Raw genomic sequence first — 23,645 nt, forward strand, 5'->3', positions numbered from 1 at the left:
TTAATAAAAAGTCCTTTAAAAGGGAAGAAAGGGGGATTATCATGATTTGGACGATTATTGGTGTAATAATATTATTATGGGTTCTTGGTTTAGTCTTCAAAGTGGCTGCAGGCTTTATACATATCTTGCTTATCATCGCGGTCATTCTCATTTTGGTTAAGGTTTTTAAGGGAAGGAATCGAATGTAGAGGTGTATTGAATGACTGACCTGGAAAAGCTTTTAAATAACAATGTAAAAGGCGGCCTGGTGAATAGGTCGCCTAAAATTGTAGACAATTTGATCTCCACTCCAGGCACTCGCTTTCCGCGGGCGGTCCGGAAGACTCCTGCGGGGTCTCCTTTGGACACGTTTTTCCGGCAGGAGTCTCGAACACCCGCTCCTATCAACTTTGTTAAAAATTCAGATATAACCCCTTTTGTCTACAAACTGAGGCGCCCTGGTGAACAGGGCGCCTTTTAATTCAGTAAACTGTCAATCATAAGGAAGTGGATGGCCTAACAGTCTCTTATGAATCCATATCGCTGACTGGGTGCCATCTCCCATGGATATGGTGACTTGTTCGGAATGGGCAACGAGGTCGCCGCCTGCCCAGACTCCTTTAATATTCGTTTCTTTAGTCCGGGGATGAACCACGACATGATTGTTTTCATTGACCTGCACACCCAATTGTAAGGCTAGGCCATTATTAAGCTTGTTCCCTTTAAATGCCGTAAATGCCTTTTCAGCTCTGATAATTTTACCAGATATTAATTCTATGCCCGTTAACTCCTGATTGGCATCGACATGAACCTCACAAACTTCCTCTTCAATTACGGGAATGTGATTTGCCGTTAACTTTTCTCTATACTCATCATCAATTTTAGATTTCAAATGGTTTACGTAAATGATATCTTTTGACCAATATAATAGAGTAAGCGCCATGCCTGCACCCGTATTTCCGCCACCAAGAACAACGGTTTGCTTATCCATGATCTCATACCCATCACAGTCAGGGCATATATATGTGGATGTCCCAAGAGTTGAATGGATGTTTTTGATTGGAGGAATGTTATCGGTAATGCCGGTACCAAGAAAAATCATTTTTGCTTGATATTCCCTGTCATTTTTAGTTTGGATAAAAAACTTGTCCTGCTTTTTTTCTAGAGATGTCACTGTATCATCCGTGAATTCGACACCGAATTTTTCAGCGTGCTGCCTGCCAAGCGTCCTTAATTGTTTCCCGCTTACCCCGTCTGGCCACCCAAGAATGTTATGGTATGCCTTGGCAATGGAGGAGCGGCCTTGAGCAGAATCAATGACGATAATATCATGTTTATATCTTCCTAGCTGGATGGCTGCCTGAATCCCGGCTATACCTCCACCAATAATAATGCAATCTGCTTGTTTCATGAATTCACCGCCCACAAATTTGGAATAAACCTAGTGTTATTCTATCTGTAAAAAATATACCACTAGTCGCTGGAGCTTAAACAAAAAAAGGAGGAAGTCCGCATTTGGCAGATCTTCCTCCCTTATCTTTAGCCTATATCATTGATTCTGTATTGGGTCGAGCCATTCTTGTGCCCAATTTTGAATTTCGTTCATAACCGGTGCAAGGGCCTTGCCTTTTTCAGTTAAAGAATATTCAATCCTGACCGGTGTCTCTGGATATACGTCCCTTTTAACAATACCTTCAATTTCCAAGTCCTTTAAACGTTCAGAAAGAATCCTGCCGCTTATCGGGAATGCAGATTCAATATTACAAAACCGTTGAGGGCCATTAAGTAATTGATTGACAATCAATCCAGTCCAGCGTTTACTCAAGATTTGCATTCCTTTTTCAAATCGTGGACAAAGTGTCGTATTATTCATCATATCACCTCATTATTAATATATTATAATGCATTTACCTCATATGTAACAACTTTACCGAAAATTATTTAGTTACTAGAGATGTTATAGTATAAGAAATTCACGAGCTTACTTTAAGTATCATGAAAAGGATTCCGCCTCGGATTTGCCACATTTTAAAAAAAAGCGTGCTTTTAAAAATGTGTTGTTTAGAGATACCAAGAAAAATATGTTATTTTAATATTGAAGTCAAAGTTTTGCAAATGGAAGGATCCGTGGGAAAGATGAGTGAGTTACTGCAAGAGGCCGTATCCTTTATCAGGACAAGTTATCCGGAATTATTGAAAACGGAAGAGGACATAAATGGCAGGATCGAACAAATTAAAAAGGAAATAAATGAAACAGGCAGATATGAACATACATATGAAGAATTGGTATATGGTGCTAAATTAGCTTGGCGAAATAGCAATCGCTGCATTGGTCGCTTTTTTTGGGAATCACTAAGGGTGATTGATAAAAGAATGATTCAAAGCGAGGAACAAATTGTATCGGCCCTCTTCGAACATATCGAATATGCTACGAATAATGGGAATATCAGACCGGTGATTACAATTTTCAAACAGAAAGATCATGATCGAAAAGTGGATATTTGGAATCATCAACTTATTCGTTATGCAGGATATGAGACGGAACATGGAGTAATCGGCGATTCAAGTTCAATCGAATTCACCAAGCGATGTATGGCATTAGGGTGGGAAGCGAAATTCGGACCTTTCGATATATTACCCCTTGTAGTCCAAGTGAACGGAAAAACCGCTAGTTTTCATGATATACCTGAAAGCCTCGTTAAAGAGGTTCAAATCACCCACCCTGAACTGATATGGTTCGAAGATCTTAAACTAAAATGGTACGCAGTTCCAATCATATCTGGTATGAGGCTGGAAATTGGCGGTATTACTTATTCAGCTGCACCATTTAATGGGTGGTACATGGGAACGGAAATCGGTGCGAGGAATCTTGCTGATGAAGAACGCTACAATATGCTGCCGGCAATCGGGGAGAGGATGGGCCTGGATATTAAACGTGATTCGAGTTTATGGAAAGATCGAGCCCTTATCGAACTGAATGAAGCAGTCCTTCATTCGTATAAAAAACACGGAGTCAGCATTGTTGATCACCATACAGCAGCTAAGCAATTCAAGAAATTCGAAGAAAAAGAAGCCTCATATGACCGGAAAGTAACTGGGGATTGGACCTGGTTAATTCCACCGGTGTCACCAGCCACGACCCATGTTTTCCATCAGCCATATAACAATGAAATAATGAAACCTAATTTCTTTTATCAAATTCCTCCATATAAATAAAGGTTTACATGAACTGGCGGCGGGTATATATATAGCAAGCCAAATAAATAAGGGGGAAGGTAATGATGGCATTAGGAAGAAACGCAGTATTACTAGGAGTCGGAGTTGCCGGAGTCTCATTTTTATCGAATAAAACGAACAGAGGAAAAGTGAAGGACATGTGGTCCAATGCAAAAGCAAAAACGGCAGGCTTTTGGAATAGGACGGCTTCCGAGTTGGATCCTGTAATTGAAAAGGCGGGTCACCCTGATCCATATGATCATGATGACAATAAAATGGTGGACGAAGGCGCCATGTACGGTGTTCACTATTATAATAATGCAAAGCATGGATAAAGCAAATCGCTTGGGAGTACCCAAGTGTCAGACTGTAGACAAACTTGTTTAGTTTGTCTGCAGTTTTTTTTATTAAAAGATTGTTTTGATTTCAGAAATCCGCCGCTCCTTTTCCGCCGACTGCCGAAGCCGCATCAAAGCAGGCGCCTGTGGTGTCTCTGCTAGCCAGTACTTCGGCAGGAGTGTCGCAAATTTCTTCAATCTAATGAGGGTTTCATAAAAAGTAATAAAAATGAATGATAACCAGGGCTTCCATGGTTCAGGATGAGACCATTCCGAACCATGATTTTAAACAAACTGGAGTGGAAATCAACATCTGAAAATTGTAATCATGCCCGAGGAGTTGAAGGTGTGTTTTGATTCTGGTGGTTTAGGAACATCAGTTACGTTTTCCGAACCCTTTTTGCCTACTAACTATCGCTTGGGGCTACCCAGGCGTTTTTTTTGTAGTGGCATTTTATTTATCAATTGATAAATGTCAGATGATTACGAATTCTGAACAAGGATTCAAGGTATTAAATTCTTTATTGTGCTTTAAATGAATAAGGATTAAGATAAAAGAATCGAAAGGAAGTGGATACGAGTGAGCAGCAGTTCTTATGATCCTGAACCCAGAAAGCAAGAGGAAGCCAATATGATGCTAGAAGTCGAGACTGTTATTCTCCCTGAGTATCTGCTCGAAGAAGGTAAATAAGGCTTTCTCTATAGAAGAGGAGGTCAAAAAATGATTGAAATCTACAAGACGGATGATAACCGTCACCTGAATAATATCGAGGAAATGACAAAAGGTTCCTGGGTGAACATTGTCGCGCCCACAGAAGCCGAAATAGATTATATATGCTTGACTTTGAAGTTACCGATCAATTTCATGAAAGATCCACTCGATGATGAGGAAAGGCCGCGAATCGAAAAAGAGGATGATAATGTTTTAATAATTGTCGACTTCCCATATTTGACCAGGGATGAAGCCGACTTACCGATTTTTGAAACGATTCCCATAGGCATGATCTTTACCAAAGACTGTTTCATTACGGTATCTCTGAAAGAAACTCCGATATTGGCGAATTTCAAAAACAATAAGATCAAAGGATTCTTCACCAATAAGAAGACGAGATTTGCTTTACAAATATTATTCGAGATTTCATCCTATTATTTACGTTACCTGAAACAGATTAACAAGATGACAAATGAAGCCGAACGTGAATTACATCAGTCAATGAAAAATAAAGAATTATACACTTTCCTTGCTTTGGAAAAAAGCCTTGTTTATTTTACGACATCATTGAAATCCAATCGTGTAGTCCTTGATAAGATCCTCCGATTTAATTATCTGAAAATGTATGAAGAAGATAAAGAATTGCTTGAGGATGTAATCATCGAAAATGCTCAGGCTATCGAAATGGCAGAAGTGTATCTATCCATTCTTAGCGGTATGATGGATGCATTCGCTTCGATCATTTCCAATAATGTCAATAATGCCATGAAGTTTCTAACATCAGTGACCATTATATTAACGCTGCCGACGATGGTGGCAAGTTTTTATGGAATGAATGTGGAACTGCCATTTGAACATAATCAGTTTGCTTTCATTTTTACATTATTAATTGCCATCACTTTGGCGGGGACGACTGCATTCATTTTTTGGAAGAAAAAATATTTTTAAGATTAACCGGCTTATTAAGCCGGTTTTTAATTTGAACATTGATTTCCACTAAGGCACTCGCTTTGGGCGGGCTGTCCGCCCTCGGCGCATTTGCGCTTGTGGGGTCTCTCATGGACTCGCTTTTCCCGCAGGAGTCTCGCACCTTACGTTCCAATTATAGATCAACTGGTGCCTGCGAACCATTTGGTTGAGGCTGCCAAGCATGTTTTGTTTTATTCCTCGAAAAAATCAGAAAATCCTTCACTGTTAATGCGATTTGAATAAGGGTTTTCATCATTTACATTCTTTGCATCCAAATTGGTTTTAATCACTAAACGGGGACTCTCTGATGCTTCTCTTATGATACGATCGTTCAACTCTTTAAAATCCGGTACATTCTTATTGCCGGGTTTGTTTGGTTCCAATATAACCACCTCCATTTTTATCTTTGCAATAAATCATGGGGTGTATTCATGAATATTCTTAGGTTTGGGAAGGATAAAGGACTGAGGAGGAGATCATGATGACCAAATGGAACGAGCAAGCATCTCGCAATAATAATTTAAGGGCAAGTGATTTAAACCCAGATGGAGCCGATAAAGGAAAAATGGATTCAAAAAAAATTGATGGAGATCAATTGAATGATCTAAAGATCCAAGAGGAAATCAGAAAGCAAAATATGTAAGAGAAGTCCCTGATTTTAAAGTAAAGCAAAAAAGAATCATGCAGCAGAAAACGCTTGGCGGATAAACCAAGCGTTTTTTTCGTTTCATGGTTTGAATTTCATGTTTGATTTAGGATTCTCTTTTATCAGGTACGCTTTTGCTTTTTAAGTGAAGAGGGTTGAGTGAAGGACCCGGTTTCTTTTGTAGTGGTACCTTGCCCCTCTACCTGAGAAGAACCTAAACGAGTTTGTGAAGCATCTTTCTTGTTTTTTCCATTCATGTTTATCACCTCGATATTACTTTCCCTATTTCCTTTGCATCCTATACATATATTGAGGGTGAAAAGGACAGATTAAAAGGTAGAGGAGGTGTGTGTTGATGTCAAGAATCGGTGTTGAAGAATCATTAACGAATATTCAGGAAGCACTTCGTGAAAAAGGTTTTGATGTTGTGGAAATTAAACAAGAAGCTGACGCAAAAAACGTGGATTGTTGTGTGGTAACAGGTTTGGAAAGTAATGTGATGGGTATAAGCGATACTTCATTAAAAGCGTCTATCATTGAGGCAAATGGTTTAACGGCTGATGAAGTGTGCCGTGAGGTTGAAAATAAAGTGAATACCATTCAATAGTTCGAAAAGTGCCTAAACCGATATAGGGTTAGGCACTTTTTCTGTTTATTCAAGGTTACTGTGCTATGGAAATTGCCGCAATCAATTCCACTTCTACATTCCCTTTGATCGCCCTGGAAATCATACAGGATGTTTCGGCTTTTTCAGCAAGTCTCCTCGCTTTTTCAACCACTTTTTCAGAAGTACCCGGCACCAATATAAGTGCGGGGCGATGAATGATTTTCTTATAGGTGAATACACCATTCGTAACATCCACTAACGCTTCCGATTGCATGGTCAAGCTCACCTTTTCTATATGGGCCCGCTCTAACATGGCAGCATAGGTAATGATATAGCAGGTCGATGCCGCTCCAAGCAGCATTTCATCGGGATTAGTTCCAATCCCTGGTCCTTCCATTTCCGTAGGAATACTTATCTGTGTTTGAAGATTCCCCGAATGAATCGTCCCGCTATCATTTCTGCCGCCAGGCCACTCCGCAGTTAAATGAAAGTGATGTATCGTCATTTTTTTTAACCTCCTTACTATTCTATAGTGTAAACGACAAAACAGGTTAAGTATCCGATTTTGCTCAATCAGTCAAATAATCCAGCAATCGGCTGAGTTTTTAATCCGCCAGAAGGATGAAGAAATGCCGAACAGGTCGAATAATCCAACGCTGTGCGAAGCTAAGGTATGAATCGATCAAATAAATTACCGCCTGCCGAATTACGTTTCCAGTAGGTTCAATTTCTGCTAGCTGACAGAAGCATACTTATTAAATATAAGATACATGTTGATGAAACAAAAGGCAGAGGCATAAGGCTATTTTAAGCACAATATTGGATAGGCCTATCTATAATGATATAGACGGTTGTTTTATATAAATAATACTTCATTAAGGAAGGGCTGAAAAGTTGACTACATTGAGTAATATGTTCGATTTGACTAATAAAACGGCTATCATTACCGGCGGTGGCAGAGGACTGGGAAAACAGATCGCCATGGCGTTGGGAGAGGCTGGCGCAAATATAGTCATCGCTTCACGAAATCTGCCTGTCTGTAAGGAGGTATGTGAAGACTTGCAATCGATGGGTGTTAATGCCGTTGCCTTTGAATGTGATATCACCGATGTGAGTGCCATTGACCATGTCGTTCAGGAAACGGTTGCTCAATTCGGCACGATTGATATTCTTGTCAATAATAGCGGTACATCTTGGTCAGGTCCGCTTTTGGATCTTCCCAAGGACAAGTGGGAAAAAGTATTGAATGTTAACGTTACAGGTACATTCCTGTTTTCACAAGCCGTAGCGAAGGTCATGAAGCAGCAAAATTCCGGAAAAATCATAAATATTGCATCGGTGACAGGACTTGGCGGGACGTTTCCAGAGCTTTTGGATACGATAGCTTATAACACCAGTAAGGGTGCCATCATTACAATGACCAAGGATTTAGGAGTTAAACTTGCTAGATACGGTATCCAAGTCAATGCAATTGCACCTGGATTTTTCCCGACTAAAATCACAAAGAAAATTCTTGAAAAGTCTAACTATGACATATTAGGTAAAACTCCGGCTGGCAGGTTTGGCGATGAAGATGATTTAAAGGGTGCCGCCGTATTTTTAGCCTCCCAGGCTTCTGACTATATGGTGGGTCATATTTTGATCATTGACGGTGGAATATCGGCATTAGTGTAAACGGAGGAGAAAGGAAGGAAGAAATATATGGCGGAAAAATCCAATTTTTATAAAGGGCTTAAATTACTAGGCACACAAAAAGAGCAACAGCTGAATAGTAAAATTCAAAATCTGCTGAATAATCGCGAATTAATCGAAAGAGTGAGCGATAATGCGCAAATGCAGGTGCCAAGAATAAATAGTCTGCAGGAAGCATCAGAAAGAATGTCCATCATCATGAATTATCCAACAAAAAAAGATGTGGCGAGTTTAGCGAAATTAGTCATCCAACTCGAAGAAAAAATTGATGGGTTGGAAGAATTGGTCTCTATACTTGTTGAGAATAGGGGCGGGAATGTCGGGGGTAATTCTTCAATTCGCAATATAGGCAATGCCAATTCATCCCGCAGCATCAAAAAGAAATCAAGATTGGCATCCGATGAAAAGGAAGGGAGTAAAAAAAGGATATCTGATTTTCTAAATAACTCCTTATTGTTAAGCTCACAGTTGCCTGAGTTCAATTCAGTTCGACAGGAGAATTCAAATGGCTAAGCGGAAAGTGCCGAAAAATCAATCTGAGTCCAAAACTAAATGGCAACATTTATTGGATATTCCCAATCAGCCATTGCCTGAAATGGGACTGACTCCGAAAATAGCGGTATGGAAAAAAAACAAATCAACGCTTTGGTTTTATCCTTCAGCACAAAAAAAATATGAGGTACCGGTTTTTCTTATATATTCACTAATCAATACTCCTTTGATCCTTGATTTATCCCCAGGTAATAGTTTAATAGAATCTTTTGTAAATGAAGGTTTTGATGTGTATTTACTTGATTTTGGAAGCCCGGGATTTGAAGATGGTGACATATCGATCGAAGATTATATCGTCGATTATATTCAAAAAGGAGTGCAGCGTACATTACGCCACTCTGGAGCATCGGAAATTACAGTCATGGGGTTTTGCCTCGGCGGTACAATAGCCGCAATATATGCTGCCATTGCAGACGAGCCGATCAAGAATTTGATACTTTCCGTGACCCCGGTGGATTTCAGTGCCTCGGAATTTTTTGATCAATGGCAGGAGGCGCTTAAAGAAGGGACAGCGGATTTTGACGAGACAATAGATATTTATCAAACGATACCGGCCAGTGCAGTTAAATATGGAATCCGGTTAATTACATCGCCCGTCTATATATCACCTTATTTATCTTTATTGAATCAAGCGGATGATGAGAAATACGTTCAAAACTGGCGCCGCTTCAATGCTTGGGCTAATGGGCATGTACCATTATCCGGAGCAGCCGCAAAACAAATAACCAAGGATTTATTGATAAAAAATAGCTTGGTTAATGGTAGCTTTAAGGTAAGGGGAAAAAAAGCGAAGCTATCGAAAATTGATGCTAGTGTTTTGGTCATAGCAAGTAAGTATGATCGACTGGTCCCACAGGAAATGATTAATCCAGTAATGGAGCATTTAACATGTAAGGATAAGACATATAACCTATTGAAAAGTGGACATGCTGCTAAACAATATTCCGGTGTACTCCCATATTATTTGAAGGAATGGCTGCCAGGGCGTTCTTCACCCATTCAATAAGAGGGGGATGTGAAATATACGTGTTGAACCTCAGTGAGGATATCAAAATCATGCCGGTTGTTGAGTATATAGGCTTTGCGTCATTGATATTTTCAAAATTTTTTGCAACATTTCCGGATTACTAAAGCGAAATAAAATAAAAGGGCTGGCTCGTTATGTAGAGCCAGCCCCTATTATATCATTGATAATATTTCACTCTTTCATCAAGTGGTGAGAAGTCTTTATCGCCAGGTTCTGCAGTGGGTTTTCCAAAGGGCATCTGTGCGATGAGTTTCCAATCTCGTGATATATCCCATGTCTTTCTCACTTCGTCATCGATTAAAGGATTATAATGCTGAAGGCTTGCACCAAACCCCTCAATTTCCAAGGAAGTCCATACGACAAATTGTAAAATGGCAGAAGATTGGTTCGACCAAATCGGAAAATTTTCGGCATACGTTTTGTATTGTTCTTGGAGCCTATTTATTATGGCCTGGTCTTCAAAGAATAAAACCGTTCCATAACCATTTATAAAAGACCTCATTTTTTCTTCCGTTTTTTTAAAATCTTTGCCATCGGCTGCTATTCTTAATGTTTCTTTCGTGATATCCCATAATTGGTCGTGGCTTTGACCAGTTAAAACAATCACTCTGGCACTTTGGGAGTTGAAAGCGGAAGGGGAGTATTGAACGGCATGATCGATAACTTCTTTAATCCTTTTATCAGGAACAACATGTTCCTTGCTAAGGGAATAATAAGAGCGTCTATCTTCAATTGCGCTAAAAAAATCTTTAACCATATATCACACCTCCATTCTTATACCGATTTATTTTGGCCTGATTTTTTTATTTTATGATAAGTGAATCCGGTTGAAATTATTTGAATGAAAATGGTTGACAATTTTATCCCTGTGGTTTATCTTTAAATCAAGATATTTGCATTAAAAGTATTATTTCAGGTTAAATACCTTGAATTCGAGATATTATTAGCGGATTAATTCATCTCCGTAAGGGGAGATTTATAAAGATAGGAGTGGTACGGATGGAATTAAAAGGATTACATCATGTTTCGGCGATTACAGCAAAAGCGGGAAATAACTTTGAATTCTACACAAAAGTCTTAGGGATGCGATTAATCAAAAAAACGGTGAATCAAGATGATGTTCGTGTGTATCACTTATTTTATGGAGATCAAATTGGTTCACCGGGTACGGAATTGACGTTTTTTGAAATTCCAAATGCTGCCCGCACTCATGAGGGAAACAATAGCATTTCAGAAATTTCTTTAAGGGTGAAGGATGATGAGACGCTAGAATATTGGAAAAAACGGTTTGTGGAATTCAATGTTGAGCACGATGAAATATCGAGCCGTTTTGAAAGAAAGGTACTTTCTTTTAAAGATCCTGAAGGGCAGAGGCTTCTTCTGGTTTCCGATCAGGATAATAACGGTGTTCAAGGAGGATTTCCGTGGGATGGAAGCCCAGTACCGCAAGAGTTTTCCATCCTTGGATTAGGACCAGTAAAACTTACAGTACCCAATATTGAACAAACAGAAAGTGTTCTTATCGAGGTATTGGGATTCAGGAAATCAGGCACATATCCATCCGCTATCAGGGGGCAAAATCCGATAGTCGTTTACGAGACAGGTGAAGGAGGAACAGGAGCGGAACTCCATATTGAAGAAAGGAATGACATACCTCGGGAAAGGCTGGGGAGGGGTGGGGTACACCATGTTGCCTTCCGGGTGGATGATGAAGAAGAATTGAGAAAATGGGTAGAAAAGATTAGTGAATCGAAATTCGTGAACTCGGGATATGTGGACCGCTTTTATTTCCGTTCACTCTATTTTAGGGAGCCGAATGGCATATTATTTGAACTAGCTACTGATGGACCTGGTTTTGAAGTGGATGAAGCTGAGCAGCATCTAGGTGAGAACCTTGCCCTGCCACCTTTTTTGGAATCGAAAAGAAAGGATATTGAAGCGAATTTAAAACCACTAAATACAAAATCAACTAATTAATCAACGGGAAAGGAAGTAATCGGCATGCAAAAGCAAAATGCAGGGATACATCATATAACCGCAATTGTAGGCAATCCTCAAGAGAATGTGGATTTTTATGCTGGAGTATTGGGAATGCGTATGGTGAAGAAAACCGTTAATTTTGATGATCCAGGCACCTATCATTTATATTTCGGAGATGAATCCGGTTCACCGGGCACAATCATTACTTTCTTTCCTTGGCCTGAGGCATACCGAGGGACAATTGGCTCCGGACAAGTGGGGATTACAACATATGCAGTTCCGGAGGGTTCAATGGGCTTCTGGGAAAATCGTTTGGGTAAATTTAATATAGACTTTGAAAAGGTTTCACGTTTCGGTGAGGAATATCTTGATTTCCAAGACCCACATGGTTTGCAACTTGAACTGGTTGAGCGTAAAGAAGGTAAAAATAGCGAGTGGTCATTCGGCGGTGTACCAGCTGATAAGGCGGTCAAGGGTTTCGGCGGAGCTGTATTATTGACGTCAAAACCGATCAAAACGATGGAACTATTAGAGGAAGTGATGGGCCTTCAACAGGTTGGGGAAGAGGGCGATTTCATCCGCTTCAAATCCACATCGGATATCGGAAATTTGATCGATGTTAAAAAAACGGTTTTACCAAACGGTAAAATCGGAGTGGGAACTGTCCATCACATTGCATGGCGTGCGAGCGATAATGAAGATCATAAAGAATGGAGGGAGCATATCGGTAACCATGGCTATGGTGTGACACCCTTTACAGACCGACAATACTTCGATGCGATTTATTTCAGGGAAGATGGAGGCATACTCTTTGAAGTTGCCACAGATCCACCCGGCTTTGCTCATGATGAAACGAAGGAAACGATGGGCAGTAAATTAATGCTGCCGCCATGGTTGGAAGAAAAGCGGGAAGTTATGGAAAAAACGTTACTGCCGGCAGTGCCGAGAGTACTAGAGGAGGATAAATGATGAAACATATTTTTCAAAAAGGAAGTAATCCAGAAGCTCCGTTACTACTGCTTTTACATGGCACTGGAGGAACGGAAACAGATCTCTTGCCATTATCCGAAATGGTTTCACCGGGTTCATCCGTATTGAGCGTACGGGGAAATGTACTTGAAAATGGAATGCCCCGTTATTTCCGACGGTTAGCTGAAGGGGTTTTTGATGAAGAGGATTTGATCTTCCGAACGAAGGAGCTTTATGACTTCTTGGAATCAGCATCCGGAAAATATGACTTCGACCGTGACAGAGTGGTGGCATTAGGTTATTCCAATGGTGCAAATATAGCGGCAAGTTTGCTGTTCCATTACGAGGGGGCATTACAAGGAGCGATTCTTCATCATCCAATGGTTCCAAGACGAGGGATTGCTTTGCCGTCCCTTTCAGATATGCCTGTATTTATAGCTGCAGGTAAAAACGATCCGATTTGCCCAGCAGAAGAAACTGATGAACTTAATCAACTTTTACGGCAAGCTGGCGCTACAGTTGAAGTTCAGTGGGAAAATTACGGTCATCAGTTGACACGTTCAGAGGTTGATGCAGCAGGTTCATGGTTTCAAAAGAACTTTTTATAAGAATGAGAGGGAATGAAGATGATTTCTGTTAACCCTGAAAGTCTGACTGAACGGGATAATTATAAGTTTTTGACTGGAAGCATTATACCGAGACCTATAGCGCTGGTTACGACACAATCCGAAACCGGTACAATCAATATAGCGCCGTTCAGCTTTTTTAACATAGTCAGTTCAAATCCTCCGATGATTTCCATTTCTGTTCAACGGAAAGAAGGAGTTTCAAAGGATACAGCCCGAAATGCAATTCAAACAGGTGAGTTCGTTGTTCATATCACTGACGAAAATAATGTTGCTGATGCAAATCGAACGGCCAAGGAACTCCCATCTGACGAAAGTGAATTGGGTCTTACTAATTTCACGCTGGCTGTTAGTGATAAGGTATCCGTACCAGGATTGGAAGAAGCGAAGGTGCGGTTCGAATGTACATTAGAGCAATCGATTCCATTGGCAGGTTCCAAGAACAAACCTGGTTGTGATTTGCTGATAGGGAAAATAGTCTGTTATCATATAGAGCAAGATATTTATCATAATGGCCGTATTGACCCGAATGGGCTAAAACCTGTAGCGAGATTAGCAGGTCATACTTATACAAAACTAGAGGAATTATTTGAAATAGAACGTCCTTAAGGAAAAAGAAAAAAATGGCGACATCTTTTAAGATGTTGCCATTTTTAAGACCAATATGAACCCGGTTAGTTTTATTTGCCATTATAATACGCTTAGCGCTTGTTCCAAAAACAATTTAATATTAATGCCCCAGCCATGATCGTTAGCATTTAAAAGGAAGTCTTTACATTCCGAAACAAAACTTGACAATTTTTTCATAGATTGATAAAGTTATAAAAAAATAATTTCTTATCCAGAGAGGTGGAGGGACTGGCCCTATGAAACCTCAGCAACAGGTCTACAAAGACACTGTGCTAATTCCAGGGGGTGAAACCTTGATAGATAAGACCGTACGTGTTTATTTGTCAGTAACGCACTCTTTTTTGGAGTGCGTTTTCGTTTTTTCTGGATGCAAGATTAAGGAGAGTTAGAATGGAGAACAAAAGGAAGCATGATTTTCAAAGGCAAATGCAAGCACGGCATATAATAATGCTATCGCTTGGCGGGGTGATTGGAACGGGTTTATTCTTAAGTTCGGGTTATACGATTCAACAGGCTGGTCCGTTCGGAACCATCCTTTCGTATCTGATTGGTGCATTAGTGGTTTATCTAGTCATGCTATGTCTAGGTGAACTGTCAGTGCATATGCCCGAGACAGGTGCGTTTCATAGTTACGCAGCCAAATACATCGGACCAGGGACAGGGTATACAGTAGCCTGGTTGTATTGGCTAACCTGGACTGTTGCACTAGGTTCGGAATTCACGGCTGCAGGATTGTTGATGCAGCGATGGTTTCCATCAATCAGTGTCTGGATATGGAGTGCTCTATTTGCTATTTTGGTCTTGGCATTAAATGCGTGGACCGTAAAGTTTTTCGCTGAATCCGAATTCTGGTTTGCGTCTATTAAGGTATTTGCTATTGTGATATTCATTATTCTGGGAGCTGCGGCAATGGTAGGTTTCATTCCAATGATTAACGCACAAACAGCTCCGTTATTTTCCAATGTTACAAGCGCAGGGTTATTTCCAAATGGTGCTTTTGCCATTCTAATGACGATGCTCGCGGTGAATTTTGCATTTTCTGGAACTGAATTGATCGGAGTTGCAGCTGGAGAAACTGTGAATCCGGAAAAAACGATTCCAAAGGCAATCCGTATGACATTATGGAGATTGATTATCTTTTTTGTAGGAACCATCGTTGTTTTATCCGCATTATTGCCTGTTTCGGATGCAAGCGTATTAGAGAGCCCCTTTGTTGCCGTTCTAGAACGAATTGGAGTGCCATATGCAGCGGATATTATGAATTTTGTTATATTAACTGCCATTTTGTCTGCTGCAAACTCAGGACTATATGCCTCATCAAGGATGCTTTGGTCACTTGCAGATAAGAAAACCATTTCGCCAATATTTGCAAAATTGACAAAACGGGGTGTTCCATTGAATGCAGTCCTTTTCAGTATGCTGGGCGGTGTTTTAGCACTTTTCTCGAGTATTATTGCGCCGGATACTGTATACATAGTGCTTGTATCCATTTCTGGACTAGCCGTGGTTATAGTTTGGATGAGTATTAGCGCGTCACAGTTTCTATTTCGCAGACGATATATAAACGAAGGAAACTCAGTTAATGATTTGGCTTACCATACACCATTATATCCATTCGTACCAATCGTTTCATTTATGTTATGTCTTGCTTCTTGCATAGGAATTGCATTTGATCCTACACAAAGAATTGCACTATATTGTGGCATTCCGTTTATTTTGTTTTGCTATGGAAGTTATTATCTGACACAAACCATAAAGAAAAGAGGAGAAAAACCATGAAGAATAAAATTAACCCAATTGAAGCAATTTTACGAGGTCATTCAGTCATGATTTTGGACGGAGCTTTAGCTACAGAGCTTGAAAGTCATGGGTGTGATTTGGACGATCCCCTGTGGTCTGCACGTGTATTACTTGAAAATCCAGAAGTGATTTACCAGGTTCACTCTGACTACTTTCGAGCTGGTGCTGACTGTGCGATAACGGCAAGCTATCAAGCAACGGTTGAAGGTTTCGCCCTCCGCGGAATACAAGAAAAAGAGGCATTGGATCTAATCCGGAAAACGGTTTTACTTGCAAGAAAAGCAAGAGATGAATTTTGGAAGGAAGAATATCAAACGATTAGACCTAAGCCATTGGTTGCTGCATCAGTTGGACCTTATGGGGCTTATCTTGCAGATGGTTCAGAGTATGTTGGGAATTATGGTGTTTCAGATGAAACTTTAGCGGCATTTCATCGCTCACGATTATCAGCTTTGATTGAAGCAGGAGCTGATATTTTAGCATTTGAAACGATTCCTTCCCTGCAAGAAGCAAAAGTATTACATTCATTATTGAAAGATTATCCAGAAGTCTATGCTTGGCTGTCCTTTTCTTTGAAAAATGAAAAAGCGATAAGTGACGGCACATTGCTGGAGGAGTGTGCCAGATTGTTTGGGGACAGTGAGCAAATTGCCGCAATTGGCATCAACTGTGCGCCTGTATCAGTTATCACGGAAGCCATACAGGTGTTGCGTGCAAACACGCATAAACCAATTATCGTTTATCCGAATTCCGGTGAATCATATAATCCAGAAACTAAAACATGGCATGGTCCAGAATCATGTAATAGGCTCGATGTGAAATCTGAAGATTGGCACCATGCGGGGGCAAATATAATTGGAGGATGTTGCAGAACCGCTCCTCATCATATTGCGGGCATTTCAAGAAAGTGGCGACCTTCCGTGGTAACGTTCTCCTAGCATTTTTTGTTATCAAAAATATTGTTAGTCGGGAAACCTATAAACAAAAAGAACAGGAATCTGGCGGTTCCTGTTTTTTTTGAGCTCTTTATTCAGATTCGAGTAATCTGAAAGGATTGAACTATTAATTTCTTGGCACTTTAGAAATAAGTCGCGCAAGATCGGCTGAAAATTACGGGTAAACCAACCCTTTTGCAAAAACTGTAAAAAGAGAAATTAAATCATATTTTTTTCGTGCTTGGGAAAACTAGACAAACAATGAATGGAAAGGAGAGAATGAGTTATGAGTCGTGGTAAAAATTTTAATCATAAAGAAAAAGGACATCCAGGAAATTTACCAAATAATAGAATTAGCGAAGAGAAGGAACACAGCCGCCAGTATGAACAGATTGAGGATATTGTCACTCATGAAGCTTTCAAGAATAGGGAAAAAGAAGATGAAATGCCTTAATATATGGAAATGCAGCATATCTGTTGAGACATTATATTGAGCAATTTTCCATTTCTTTAAGGATTCCAATAATAGAAGCACATGAATTAAGACATAACTCTCACTTCATGTTGCTTCTTTTTTTGATTAATTCACCGGGGGAAACCATGATCTTTGCCATGTTTTTTCTTTCATTGCAAATAGATAAAGGGGGAAAAAGAATAAGGCTAAAGAGGACAACAGAAAATGAAGATGGATGATTTTTTTAAAAAAACGACTTTCTTCTATATAATAATTAATGAAATTTAAATTTCTAAACACAGAAATAATTACGTGCAACCGTCAAAATGGGCGAACCGACCTATCCTAATTGATGAAAGCCGCGGTATATTACAGTTATAATGAACATGTCAGGCAGTATAAGAACCTGCTGATGAAGTACGGTTCTTTTACCAAATACCAGTTTAAACTCAATGTCTGCTATGTTTCATTTTGTTTATCGCGATTTATTTCCACTTCCCGTTTAGCTCTAATAAAAGCGATAAATTGAATCGTTTCCTCTTCAGAAAGGGAAATTCCATCTACAGCTAGCTTCATATCTGGTAAATCCGTTAATTCCATGACTTGAGGTGACCCATTACCCATATCCTTAGATGGATAATCTACTCGACCCAGAATGTAATCAGTTGAGGTATCATATAAGCCTGCCAATAAATTAATCGTTTCTAATGAAGGGCGGCGGTGGCCCGATTCGTAACCGGCATAGGTACTTTTGGCGATTCCGAGCCTGTCAGCGGTATATTGCAAAGACCATCTTTTGGACTTCCTTAATGTAGTCAATCTATTTAAAATCATTTTTATTACTCTCCTTTTATATAAATCCATTATAACATCAAATTGAAAAAAGTGTACGCGTAATGAATAACTTTCGCTTGATTTCACTATGAAACATGACTATAATTACATGTGTTGTACGCGTTACATGAACATTTATAGCGGAAACATCCTTTTCTGAGATATTAGAATGATTGTGAAACAGGGAGGCTTATTAGGGGGTAGTATATTGGAAAAGTTAAAATCAAAAATGAAGAAGTTGATGTTGCTTACTACAGGTGGTACAATTGCATCGTTAGAAGGAAAAAATGGACTTGTTCCAGAAATGAAAGCTGACGAAATTTTAGGCCACCTACCGGGATTGGATTTACTATGTCAGATTGATAGTAAGCCTTTGATGAATATTGATAGTACAAATATGCAGCCGGAAGATTGGACAGAAATGGCACAATCCATCCATAAGCACTACCATGATTACGATGGCTTTGTGATTACCCATGGAACAGATACAATGGCTTACACTTCTGCTGCGCTCTCATATATGTTACAAGATTTAGGGAAACCAATCGTCATTACTGGTTCTCAGGTCCCGATTGCCTTTAAAAAGACAGATGCCAAAAGGAATATCTCTGATGCGATCCGGTTTGCTTGTGAAGATATTGGAGGAGTATATGTTGTTTTTGATGGCAGAGTCATTCAGGGTACGAGGGCCATTAAATTGAGAACGAAAAGCTATGATTCGTTTGAAAGTATTAACTATCCTTATATTGCGACCATATTCAAAGATAAAATTGAGTATCTAAAGCCAGTTCATTCACCAAAGAATAAGGAAGCTAAGTTGGATGCTTCCCTATGTACTGATGTTGCTTTAGTCAAGCTGCATCCCGGTATTAAGCCTGAATTCTTTGATTTCCTGAAAAAGCAATGTCGGGGAATCGTAATTGAAAGTTATGGAAGCGGTGGTATTCCATTTCAAGGAAGAAACATTTTAGAGAAATTGAATGAGTTAGTGCAATGTGGAATATCCGTTGTCATTACTACCCAATGCTTAGAAGAAGGGGAAGATATGGATATTTACGAAGTGGGACGAAAAGTGAACAAGAATGTCATCATTCGTTCCAGGAATATGAATACAGAAGCCATCGTTCCTAAGTTGATGTGGATATTAGCGAAGACACAGGATCCTAAAAAAGTGAAGGAAATGATGGAAACACCGATTGCAGAGGACATTACATTCTAGAACAAACAAAGGGGCAAGAGGAAATGTTGATAGAAGAGAAAACATACCGAATCGAGAAAGACTTTCTTGGGGAAAAGGAAATTCCAGCAGATGTTTATTATGGTATACAAACTTTACGCGCAGTGGAAAATTTTCCGATTACCGGTTACAAAGTCAATGAAGAAATGATTCGTGCACTGGCCATGATTAAAAAAGCGGCCGCTTTAGCGAATATGGATACCAAACGGTTATATGATGGTATTGGAAGCGCTATCGTCAAAGCTTCTGAAGAAGTGATCGATGGAAAGTGGCATGAATATTTCATCGTTGACCCAATTCAAGGCGGTGCGGGGACATCGATGAATATGAATATTAATGAAATCGTTGCCAACCGTGCGTTAGAACTTATGGGACACAATAAAGGTGATTATGTACATGTTAGCCCAAATAGCCATGTTAACATGTCTCAATCAACCAATGACGTATTCCCAACTGCCATTCATTTATCCACACTGCGTCTTTTGGAGCAATTGTTACAAACAATGACCAAGATGAGTACGGTTTTAAAGAAAAAAGCAAAACAATTTGATCATGTTATCAAAATGGGCCGCACACATCTTCAGGACGCAGTGCCGATTCGCCTTGGTCAAGAATTCGAGGCTTACAGTCGCGTTTTGGATCGGGATATAAAAAGAATAAGTCAATCACGTCAACATTTATATGAAGTGAATATGGGAGCAACAGCAGTGGGAACGGGATTGAACGCAGATCCGCGTTACATTGAAAACGTTGTTACATATTTAGCTGAAATCAGTAACTTGCCGCTTGTAGGAGCAGAACATTTAGTAGATGCAACCCAAAATACGGATGCATACACTGAGGTATCAGCTTCATTGAAAGTATGTATGATGAATATGTCTAAAATTGCAAATGATTTACGTTTGATGGCTTCAGGACCGAGAGCGGGATTAGGAGAAATCACACTTCCAGCCCGTCAACCAGGTTCATCCATCATGCCAGGTAAAGTAAATCCAGTCATGCCAGAATTAATTAATCAAGTCGCTTTCCAAGTAATCGGGAACGATAATACGATTTGCTTAGCATCAGAAGCGGGACAACTAGAGTTGAACGTAATGGAGCCAGTGCTTGTATTCAATTTGTTGCAATCTATCAGCATTATGAACAATGCTTTCAATGTCTTTACAGATTATTGTTTGGAAGGCATTGAGGCTAATGAGCAGCATTTAAAGGATTATGTCGAACAAAGTGTCGGAGTGATTACAGCAGTCAATCCGCACCTTGGGTACGAAGTGGTTTCACGTATTGCCCGTGAAGCGATATTGAAAGGGAAGTCAGTTCGAGAACTTTGTTTACAATATGATGTGTTGACAGAAGAAGAATTGGATCTGATTCTAAATCCTTATGAGATGACAAAACCCGGAATAGCGGGGGCTTCTCTTTTTGATCGGCAATAACCAGTATTTTGGTAGAAAATATGAATCTATATGATTTTTGATATAATGACCATGCCTTTAGGACCGTTGGTATAAAGGCATGGTCATTTTTTATATGCATTTCAATAAGGTATGTCAAACAAACGTCCGTCAACTGCTTTTCACCATATATAACTGAATATTCAGTCATTGTAAGGCGTCAATCTAATCATGGGTCGGTTTAACTGACAATAGAAAACCCATCCCCCTTAGAATATATCCAGGGGTATGGGGAAACTTGAGCTCAATAATATGCTTGTATTAGCCCTTTACCACTTCCTGTCCTCGAACATTCCAAGTACATGCAAAGACCACTACTGCCAGTACACAAGAAATCGTAATTAATGTAAAACCTGCATTCCAGCCTGAAAAGTCAACTACGTATCCCATAATGGCATTAGCCGCTACAGATCCACCTAGATATCCAAATAAGCCAGTCAGTCCTGCTGCAGTGCCTGCAGCTTTTTTAGGAACTAAATCAAGTGCTTGCAGACCTATTAACATTACTGGTCCATAAATTAAGAATCCAATCGCAATTAGGGATATAATATCAATCATTGGGTTGCCTGCAGGGTTAAACCAATAAACAAGGACTGCGATTAATACTCCTAGCATGAAGACAACGCCAGCAGGTCCCCGACGGCCTTTAAAAACTTTATCAGAGATATAGCCGCATAATAAAGTACCCGGAATACCTGCCCATTCGTATAAGAAATAAGCCGTACTGGACTCGTCCATGTTGAAGCCCTTTTCTTCGCTTAAATAGGTTGGTGCCCAATCAAGTACCCCATAACGGACGAAATATACAAAGATGTTTGCAATCGCAATCGCCCAGACCCATTTGCTATTTAATACATATTTAAATAATATCTCTTTTGTTGTAAGTTCTGTTTCAAACGTTTTTTTCATTTTATTAGGAAAATCATTACGATACTCTTCAATCGGCGGCAATCCAACTGATTGTGGTGTATCACGTATTAAGATAAATGATATGATTGCTATTAATATGGCAACTAGAGCAGGTAGTATAAAAATTCCTTCATAACCTGCATATGAAGAACCCATTAATGTTGCAAAGATGGAGACACCTGCAATTGCCAATGGTGCCATTAAGCCACCACCCACATTGTGGGCAACATTCCAAATTGCCGTTTTCCCTCCTCTTTCACTTACACTGAACCAGTGGACAAGGACTCTCCCTGATGGAGGCCAGCCCATTCCTTGAAACCACCCATTAATGAATAACATGATGAACATGATTGTAACCGATGATGTGAAAAATGGAACAAGTCCCATAAGTAAACTGACGATTCCAGCAAGTATCAAACCTACTGGCAAGAAATACCTCGCGTTACTTCGGTCTGACACAGTCCCCATTACAAACTTACTTATCCCATATGAAATCGAGATAGCTGATAATGCAAGACCTAGCTCTCCAGTTGTATAGCCTTCCTCCTTTAAATATGGCATTGCCATGGAAAAGTTTTTACGAATTAAATAATACGCTGCATATCCAATGAAGATACCGATGAAAACTTGTAATCTGAGTTTCTTATATTCAGAATCTATTTTTCCTTCCGGTAATCTTTCAACTGGTAGAGCTGGCTTAAATAATTTGAGCATCCAATTCCTCCTTAATATGATATTTTTGAACCTAATTAAATAAAGTAATGATGATGATACATAAAAAAACCCATACCAAAATAGTAACCTTTTGTTAAAAGGTCCTATTAAAGCATGAGTCTCCAAATCTCCACCATCGTTAACTTGTAATAATTATACTATCTTCATAAGAAAACGCTGTCAACATTTTTTTGTGCCCATTCGGACAAAGAAGGAACCATTGACTTCAAGTTACTGACTGAGTCCTTTTTGGCATCAGTTTTAGATCAGGATAAAATGTGGCTCACTTGAAATGGCTTAATCGGATAATCTTTCATTTGAAAATTTTTTCTGAACGAATGGTATGTGTCCAAAGTTCCAATGAATATTAATGGTAATGGTAAAAACCCAAATGGAATGACATGCGCAATTTTTCATCTTTTTTAGATTGTTAAAATGATGTAATCGTCATTTCCATATGGAAGGGAGGATATTTTGAAACAAGTGAATCGTTTTATCCGAAGCGTTACATTTCTATTGCTCGCATTTCTCATGTTTAGTGTGCAGGCTGCTTATGCTTCAACAGATTCAATATCATCGCAATCCACGCCAGACCTTTTGATTCGGCAAATCATGGGTTTAGCCTACGAATCACAACAATCCATTAGCAGTGGACCATTTTTTGTAGGTGATTCGTTGAAGAAAGTGGAAAAAGCCTGGGGTGAACCGGAAGATTTAAGTACCGTTGCAGCCAATTATTGGAGCCGGAATGTCCGATTCCTCTATGACGGTTCAACAGGTAGAAAGACGATTACCGCCATTGATGATTTTGATCCGCAATTGCAAACCATTCATTTATCCATGTTGAAGGAATTGATCGGTGAACCGGTAAGTGAAGTGGAACAAGAAGGGAATTACTATGTCACTTATACCGATTACGCAAATTATAAAGTGGTCTTCGTGTTTGAAAGCGCCTGGATTGACCCAAATCCAAGATTGAATATGTATACGGTTGAATTCGCACCAGATTAATAAGTTATTCTGATCCTGAACCTTCTTTAATTGTAGAAAATGAAGAAACTGAAAAAGATACGGAAGAATAATCTTTGCCTAAAAAAAAGACCCAGCGATTAAGCTGGGTCTGAGTTTGTAGACCAAAAGGGTTGCATCTGAATTTTAAGCAAAGTTTGATTGGAACGGAGGATACGAGACTCCTGCGGGAAAAGCGACCCTACAGGCGCCAAGAGCGCCGAGGGCGGACCGCACGCGGAAAGCGAGTGACTGGAGTGGAAATCAACGCTTATATTTTACATTCCCCCAAAAAAATATAGGCATTCAATATTTTTCGAGTTTGTCTAAAGTCTGAGGCCCAGCAATAAAAAACGA

The 23,645-nt window shown here is 39.6% G+C and carries 27 protein-coding genes and 1 riboswitch; of the genes, 19 read left to right on the forward strand and 8 right to left on the reverse strand.

The window, feature by feature from the left end:
• Positions 1-41 precede the first annotated feature (41 nt).
• Positions 42-188 (forward strand): lmo0937 family membrane protein, encoded by a 147-nt coding sequence (locus ACFX4H_RS04550; RefSeq protein WP_106027466.1) that lies wholly within the window; start codon positions 42-44, stop codon positions 186-188.
• Between the two features lie 284 nt (positions 189-472).
• On the opposite strand, the gene ACFX4H_RS04555 is transcribed toward ACFX4H_RS04550, so the two are convergent.
• Positions 473-1,390 (reverse strand): NAD(P)/FAD-dependent oxidoreductase, encoded by a 918-nt coding sequence (locus ACFX4H_RS04555; RefSeq protein WP_034307272.1) that lies wholly within the window; start codon positions 1,388-1,390, stop codon positions 473-475.
• A gap of 138 nt (positions 1,391-1,528) precedes the next feature.
• Positions 1,529-1,852 (reverse strand): catDE operon transcriptional regulator CatR, encoded by a 324-nt coding sequence (catR, locus tag ACFX4H_RS04560; protein WP_034307270.1) that lies wholly within the window; start codon positions 1,850-1,852, stop codon positions 1,529-1,531.
• A gap of 263 nt (positions 1,853-2,115) precedes the next feature.
• Between catR and ACFX4H_RS04565 the strand changes: the two genes are divergently transcribed.
• The 3 genes from ACFX4H_RS04565 (at position 2,116) to ACFX4H_RS04575 (ending at position 5,193) form a co-directional block, all read left to right on the forward strand.
• Positions 2,116-3,195 carry a nitric oxide synthase oxygenase gene (locus tag ACFX4H_RS04565; protein ID WP_377434142.1) on the forward strand — a complete coding sequence of 360 codons (1,080 nt, stop codon included), beginning with the start codon at positions 2,116-2,118 and terminating at the stop codon, positions 3,193-3,195.
• 62 nt (positions 3,196-3,257) lie between these two features.
• A complete protein-coding gene (locus tag ACFX4H_RS04570; protein WP_377434145.1) occupies positions 3,258-3,530 on the forward strand; it encodes a hypothetical protein in 273 nt (90 codons plus the stop codon).
• 724 nt (positions 3,531-4,254) lie between these two features.
• Entirely contained in the window at positions 4,255-5,193 is a 939-nt protein-coding gene (locus ACFX4H_RS04575; RefSeq protein WP_377434147.1) for a magnesium transporter CorA family protein, read from the forward strand.
• A gap of 212 nt (positions 5,194-5,405) precedes the next feature.
• On the opposite strand, the gene ACFX4H_RS04580 is transcribed toward ACFX4H_RS04575, so the two are convergent.
• Entirely contained in the window at positions 5,406-5,597 is a 192-nt protein-coding gene (locus tag ACFX4H_RS04580; protein WP_241665090.1) for a hypothetical protein, read from the reverse strand.
• Between the two features lie 95 nt (positions 5,598-5,692).
• On the opposite strand from ACFX4H_RS04580, the gene ACFX4H_RS04585 reads away from it, so the two are divergent.
• Positions 5,693-5,857, forward strand: a complete 165-nt coding sequence (locus ACFX4H_RS04585) for a hypothetical protein (protein WP_161922473.1) — start codon at positions 5,693-5,695, stop codon at positions 5,855-5,857.
• Between the two features lie 125 nt (positions 5,858-5,982).
• On the opposite strand, the gene ACFX4H_RS04590 is transcribed toward ACFX4H_RS04585, so the two are convergent.
• The gene (locus ACFX4H_RS04590) at positions 5,983-6,117 is read right to left on the reverse strand and encodes a YuzL family protein (protein WP_095392115.1); all 135 of its coding nucleotides are present in this window, start codon (positions 6,115-6,117) and stop codon (positions 5,983-5,985) included.
• A 98-nt stretch (positions 6,118-6,215) separates the two neighbouring features.
• Between ACFX4H_RS04590 and ACFX4H_RS04595 the strand changes: the two genes are divergently transcribed.
• Positions 6,216-6,467 (forward strand): YkuS family protein, encoded by a 252-nt coding sequence (locus ACFX4H_RS04595; RefSeq protein ID WP_034307261.1) that lies wholly within the window; start codon positions 6,216-6,218, stop codon positions 6,465-6,467.
• 55 nt (positions 6,468-6,522) lie between these two features.
• Here ACFX4H_RS04595 and ACFX4H_RS04600 read toward each other — a convergent pair whose 3' ends face one another.
• Complete coding sequence (locus ACFX4H_RS04600) at positions 6,523-6,972, reverse strand: OsmC family protein (RefSeq protein WP_377434150.1); 450 nt, start codon at positions 6,970-6,972, stop codon at positions 6,523-6,525.
• Between the two features lie 407 nt (positions 6,973-7,379).
• On the opposite strand from ACFX4H_RS04600, the gene ACFX4H_RS04605 reads away from it, so the two are divergent.
• The 3 genes from ACFX4H_RS04605 to ACFX4H_RS04615 are packed head-to-tail and all read left to right on the forward strand — an operon-like array spanning position 7,380 to position 9,717.
• Positions 7,380-8,141 (forward strand): SDR family oxidoreductase, encoded by a 762-nt coding sequence (locus ACFX4H_RS04605; RefSeq protein WP_048679861.1) that lies wholly within the window; start codon positions 7,380-7,382, stop codon positions 8,139-8,141.
• Positions 8,142-8,168: 27 nt separating this feature from the next.
• Entirely contained in the window at positions 8,169-8,672 is a 504-nt protein-coding gene (locus ACFX4H_RS04610) for a hypothetical protein (protein WP_377434153.1), read from the forward strand.
• Entirely contained in the window at positions 8,665-9,717 is a 1,053-nt protein-coding gene (locus ACFX4H_RS04615; protein ID WP_377434155.1) for an alpha/beta fold hydrolase, read from the forward strand. Before ACFX4H_RS04610 ends, ACFX4H_RS04615 begins: the two co-directional genes overlap by 8 nt.
• Before the next feature lie 178 nt (positions 9,718-9,895).
• Here ACFX4H_RS04615 and ACFX4H_RS04620 read toward each other — a convergent pair whose 3' ends face one another.
• Positions 9,896-10,495: a nitroreductase family protein gene (locus tag ACFX4H_RS04620; RefSeq protein WP_377434157.1), complete on the reverse strand. Its 600-nt coding sequence runs from the start codon at positions 10,493-10,495 to the stop codon at positions 9,896-9,898.
• A 242-nt stretch (positions 10,496-10,737) separates the two neighbouring features.
• On the opposite strand from ACFX4H_RS04620, the gene ACFX4H_RS04625 reads away from it, so the two are divergent.
• The 7 genes from ACFX4H_RS04625 (at position 10,738) to ACFX4H_RS04655 (ending at position 17,132) form a co-directional block, all read left to right on the forward strand.
• Positions 10,738-11,715, forward strand: a complete 978-nt coding sequence (locus tag ACFX4H_RS04625) for a ring-cleaving dioxygenase (protein ID WP_377434160.1) — start codon at positions 10,738-10,740, stop codon at positions 11,713-11,715.
• 24 nt (positions 11,716-11,739) lie between these two features.
• A complete protein-coding gene (locus tag ACFX4H_RS04630) occupies positions 11,740-12,687 on the forward strand; it encodes a ring-cleaving dioxygenase (protein WP_377434163.1) in 948 nt (315 codons plus the stop codon).
• Entirely contained in the window at positions 12,687-13,295 is a 609-nt protein-coding gene (locus ACFX4H_RS04635; protein WP_241636382.1) for an alpha/beta hydrolase, read from the forward strand. The genes ACFX4H_RS04630 and ACFX4H_RS04635 overlap by 1 nt, the downstream gene beginning before the upstream one ends.
• Before the next feature lie 18 nt (positions 13,296-13,313).
• Positions 13,314-13,922, forward strand: a complete 609-nt coding sequence (locus ACFX4H_RS04640; protein ID WP_377434165.1) for a flavin reductase family protein — start codon at positions 13,314-13,316, stop codon at positions 13,920-13,922.
• 225 nt (positions 13,923-14,147) lie between these two features.
• Positions 14,148-14,250, forward strand: a riboswitch (SAM riboswitch).
• A gap of 83 nt (positions 14,251-14,333) precedes the next feature.
• A complete protein-coding gene (mmuP, locus tag ACFX4H_RS04645; protein WP_377434167.1) occupies positions 14,334-15,722 on the forward strand; it encodes an S-methylmethionine permease in 1,389 nt (462 codons plus the stop codon).
• Positions 15,719-16,681 (forward strand): homocysteine S-methyltransferase, encoded by a 963-nt coding sequence (gene mmuM, locus ACFX4H_RS04650; protein WP_377434169.1) that lies wholly within the window; start codon positions 15,719-15,721, stop codon positions 16,679-16,681. The genes mmuP and mmuM overlap by 4 nt, the downstream gene beginning before the upstream one ends.
• Positions 16,682-16,964: 283 nt before the next feature.
• The gene (locus tag ACFX4H_RS04655) at positions 16,965-17,132 is read left to right on the forward strand and encodes a hypothetical protein (RefSeq protein ID WP_162878727.1); all 168 of its coding nucleotides are present in this window, start codon (positions 16,965-16,967) and stop codon (positions 17,130-17,132) included.
• A gap of 459 nt (positions 17,133-17,591) precedes the next feature.
• On the opposite strand, the gene ACFX4H_RS04660 is transcribed toward ACFX4H_RS04655, so the two are convergent.
• Positions 17,592-17,966, reverse strand: a complete 375-nt coding sequence (locus tag ACFX4H_RS04660) for a helix-turn-helix domain-containing protein (protein ID WP_063590942.1) — start codon at positions 17,964-17,966, stop codon at positions 17,592-17,594.
• 229 nt (positions 17,967-18,195) lie between these two features.
• Between ACFX4H_RS04660 and ACFX4H_RS04665 the strand changes: the two genes are divergently transcribed.
• Positions 18,196-19,185, forward strand: coding sequence for an asparaginase (locus ACFX4H_RS04665; RefSeq protein ID WP_191930155.1), 990 nt, complete (start codon positions 18,196-18,198; stop codon positions 19,183-19,185).
• 23 nt (positions 19,186-19,208) lie between these two features.
• Positions 19,209-20,639, forward strand: coding sequence for an aspartate ammonia-lyase (gene aspA, locus ACFX4H_RS04670; RefSeq protein ID WP_034307227.1), 1,431 nt, complete (start codon positions 19,209-19,211; stop codon positions 20,637-20,639).
• Positions 20,640-20,918: 279 nt separating this feature from the next.
• Here the strand turns inward: aspA and glpT are convergent, their stop codons facing one another.
• A complete protein-coding gene (glpT, locus tag ACFX4H_RS04675; protein WP_377434171.1) occupies positions 20,919-22,280 on the reverse strand; it encodes a glycerol-3-phosphate transporter in 1,362 nt (453 codons plus the stop codon).
• A 483-nt stretch (positions 22,281-22,763) separates the two neighbouring features.
• On the opposite strand from glpT, the gene ACFX4H_RS04680 reads away from it, so the two are divergent.
• The gene (locus ACFX4H_RS04680; protein ID WP_377434728.1) at positions 22,764-23,291 is read left to right on the forward strand and encodes a DUF4309 domain-containing protein; all 528 of its coding nucleotides are present in this window, start codon (positions 22,764-22,766) and stop codon (positions 23,289-23,291) included.
• The last annotated feature ends 354 nt before the right edge of the window (positions 23,292-23,645 follow it).

The organism is Peribacillus sp. YIM B13477, from assembly GCF_042787955.1.
In the GTDB taxonomy this organism is placed as follows: domain Bacteria; phylum Bacillota; class Bacilli; order Bacillales; family DSM-1321; genus Peribacillus; species Peribacillus frigoritolerans.

Excerpts from the sequence above, each read along its gene's own strand:
- ACFX4H_RS04655 (WP_162878727.1), top strand. The coding sequence starts at position 16,965 with ATGAGTCGTGGTAAAAATTTTAATCATAAAGAAAAAGGACATCCAGGA.
- ACFX4H_RS04660 (WP_063590942.1), bottom strand. The coding sequence starts at position 17,966 with ATGATTTTAAATAGATTGACTACATTAAGGAAGTCCAAAAGATGGTCT.
- ACFX4H_RS04570 (WP_377434145.1), top strand. The coding sequence starts at position 3,258 with ATGATGGCATTAGGAAGAAACGCAGTATTACTAGGAGTCGGAGTTGCC.
- aspA (WP_034307227.1), top strand. The coding sequence starts at position 19,209 with ATGTTGATAGAAGAGAAAACATACCGAATCGAGAAAGACTTTCTTGGG.
- ACFX4H_RS04610 (WP_377434153.1), top strand. The coding sequence starts at position 8,169 with ATGGCGGAAAAATCCAATTTTTATAAAGGGCTTAAATTACTAGGCACA.
- ACFX4H_RS04620 (WP_377434157.1), bottom strand. The coding sequence starts at position 10,495 with ATGGTTAAAGATTTTTTTAGCGCAATTGAAGATAGACGCTCTTATTAT.
- ACFX4H_RS04600 (WP_377434150.1), bottom strand. The coding sequence starts at position 6,972 with ATGACGATACATCACTTTCATTTAACTGCGGAGTGGCCTGGCGGCAGA.
- ACFX4H_RS04575 (WP_377434147.1), top strand. The coding sequence starts at position 4,255 with ATGATTGAAATCTACAAGACGGATGATAACCGTCACCTGAATAATATC.
- mmuP (WP_377434167.1), top strand. The coding sequence starts at position 14,334 with ATGGAGAACAAAAGGAAGCATGATTTTCAAAGGCAAATGCAAGCACGG.
- ACFX4H_RS04565 (WP_377434142.1), top strand. The coding sequence starts at position 2,116 with ATGAGTGAGTTACTGCAAGAGGCCGTATCCTTTATCAGGACAAGTTAT.
- catR (WP_034307270.1), bottom strand. The coding sequence starts at position 1,852 with ATGAATAATACGACACTTTGTCCACGATTTGAAAAAGGAATGCAAATC.
- ACFX4H_RS04630 (WP_377434163.1), top strand. The coding sequence starts at position 11,740 with ATGCAAAAGCAAAATGCAGGGATACATCATATAACCGCAATTGTAGGC.
- ACFX4H_RS04625 (WP_377434160.1), top strand. The coding sequence starts at position 10,738 with ATGGAATTAAAAGGATTACATCATGTTTCGGCGATTACAGCAAAAGCG.
- ACFX4H_RS04640 (WP_377434165.1), top strand. The coding sequence starts at position 13,314 with ATGATTTCTGTTAACCCTGAAAGTCTGACTGAACGGGATAATTATAAG.
- ACFX4H_RS04615 (WP_377434155.1), top strand. The coding sequence starts at position 8,665 with ATGGCTAAGCGGAAAGTGCCGAAAAATCAATCTGAGTCCAAAACTAAA.
- ACFX4H_RS04595 (WP_034307261.1), top strand. The coding sequence starts at position 6,216 with ATGTCAAGAATCGGTGTTGAAGAATCATTAACGAATATTCAGGAAGCA.
- ACFX4H_RS04585 (WP_161922473.1), top strand. The coding sequence starts at position 5,693 with ATGATGACCAAATGGAACGAGCAAGCATCTCGCAATAATAATTTAAGG.
- ACFX4H_RS04665 (WP_191930155.1), top strand. The coding sequence starts at position 18,196 with ATGAAGAAGTTGATGTTGCTTACTACAGGTGGTACAATTGCATCGTTA.
- ACFX4H_RS04635 (WP_241636382.1), top strand. The coding sequence starts at position 12,687 with ATGAAACATATTTTTCAAAAAGGAAGTAATCCAGAAGCTCCGTTACTA.
- mmuM (WP_377434169.1), top strand. The coding sequence starts at position 15,719 with ATGAAGAATAAAATTAACCCAATTGAAGCAATTTTACGAGGTCATTCA.
- ACFX4H_RS04605 (WP_048679861.1), top strand. The coding sequence starts at position 7,380 with ATGTTCGATTTGACTAATAAAACGGCTATCATTACCGGCGGTGGCAGA.
- glpT (WP_377434171.1), bottom strand. The coding sequence starts at position 22,280 with ATGCTCAAATTATTTAAGCCAGCTCTACCAGTTGAAAGATTACCGGAA.
- ACFX4H_RS04590 (WP_095392115.1), bottom strand. The coding sequence starts at position 6,117 with ATGAATGGAAAAAACAAGAAAGATGCTTCACAAACTCGTTTAGGTTCT.
- ACFX4H_RS04550 (WP_106027466.1), top strand. The coding sequence starts at position 42 with ATGATTTGGACGATTATTGGTGTAATAATATTATTATGGGTTCTTGGT.
- ACFX4H_RS04555 (WP_034307272.1), bottom strand. The coding sequence starts at position 1,390 with ATGAAACAAGCAGATTGCATTATTATTGGTGGAGGTATAGCCGGGATT.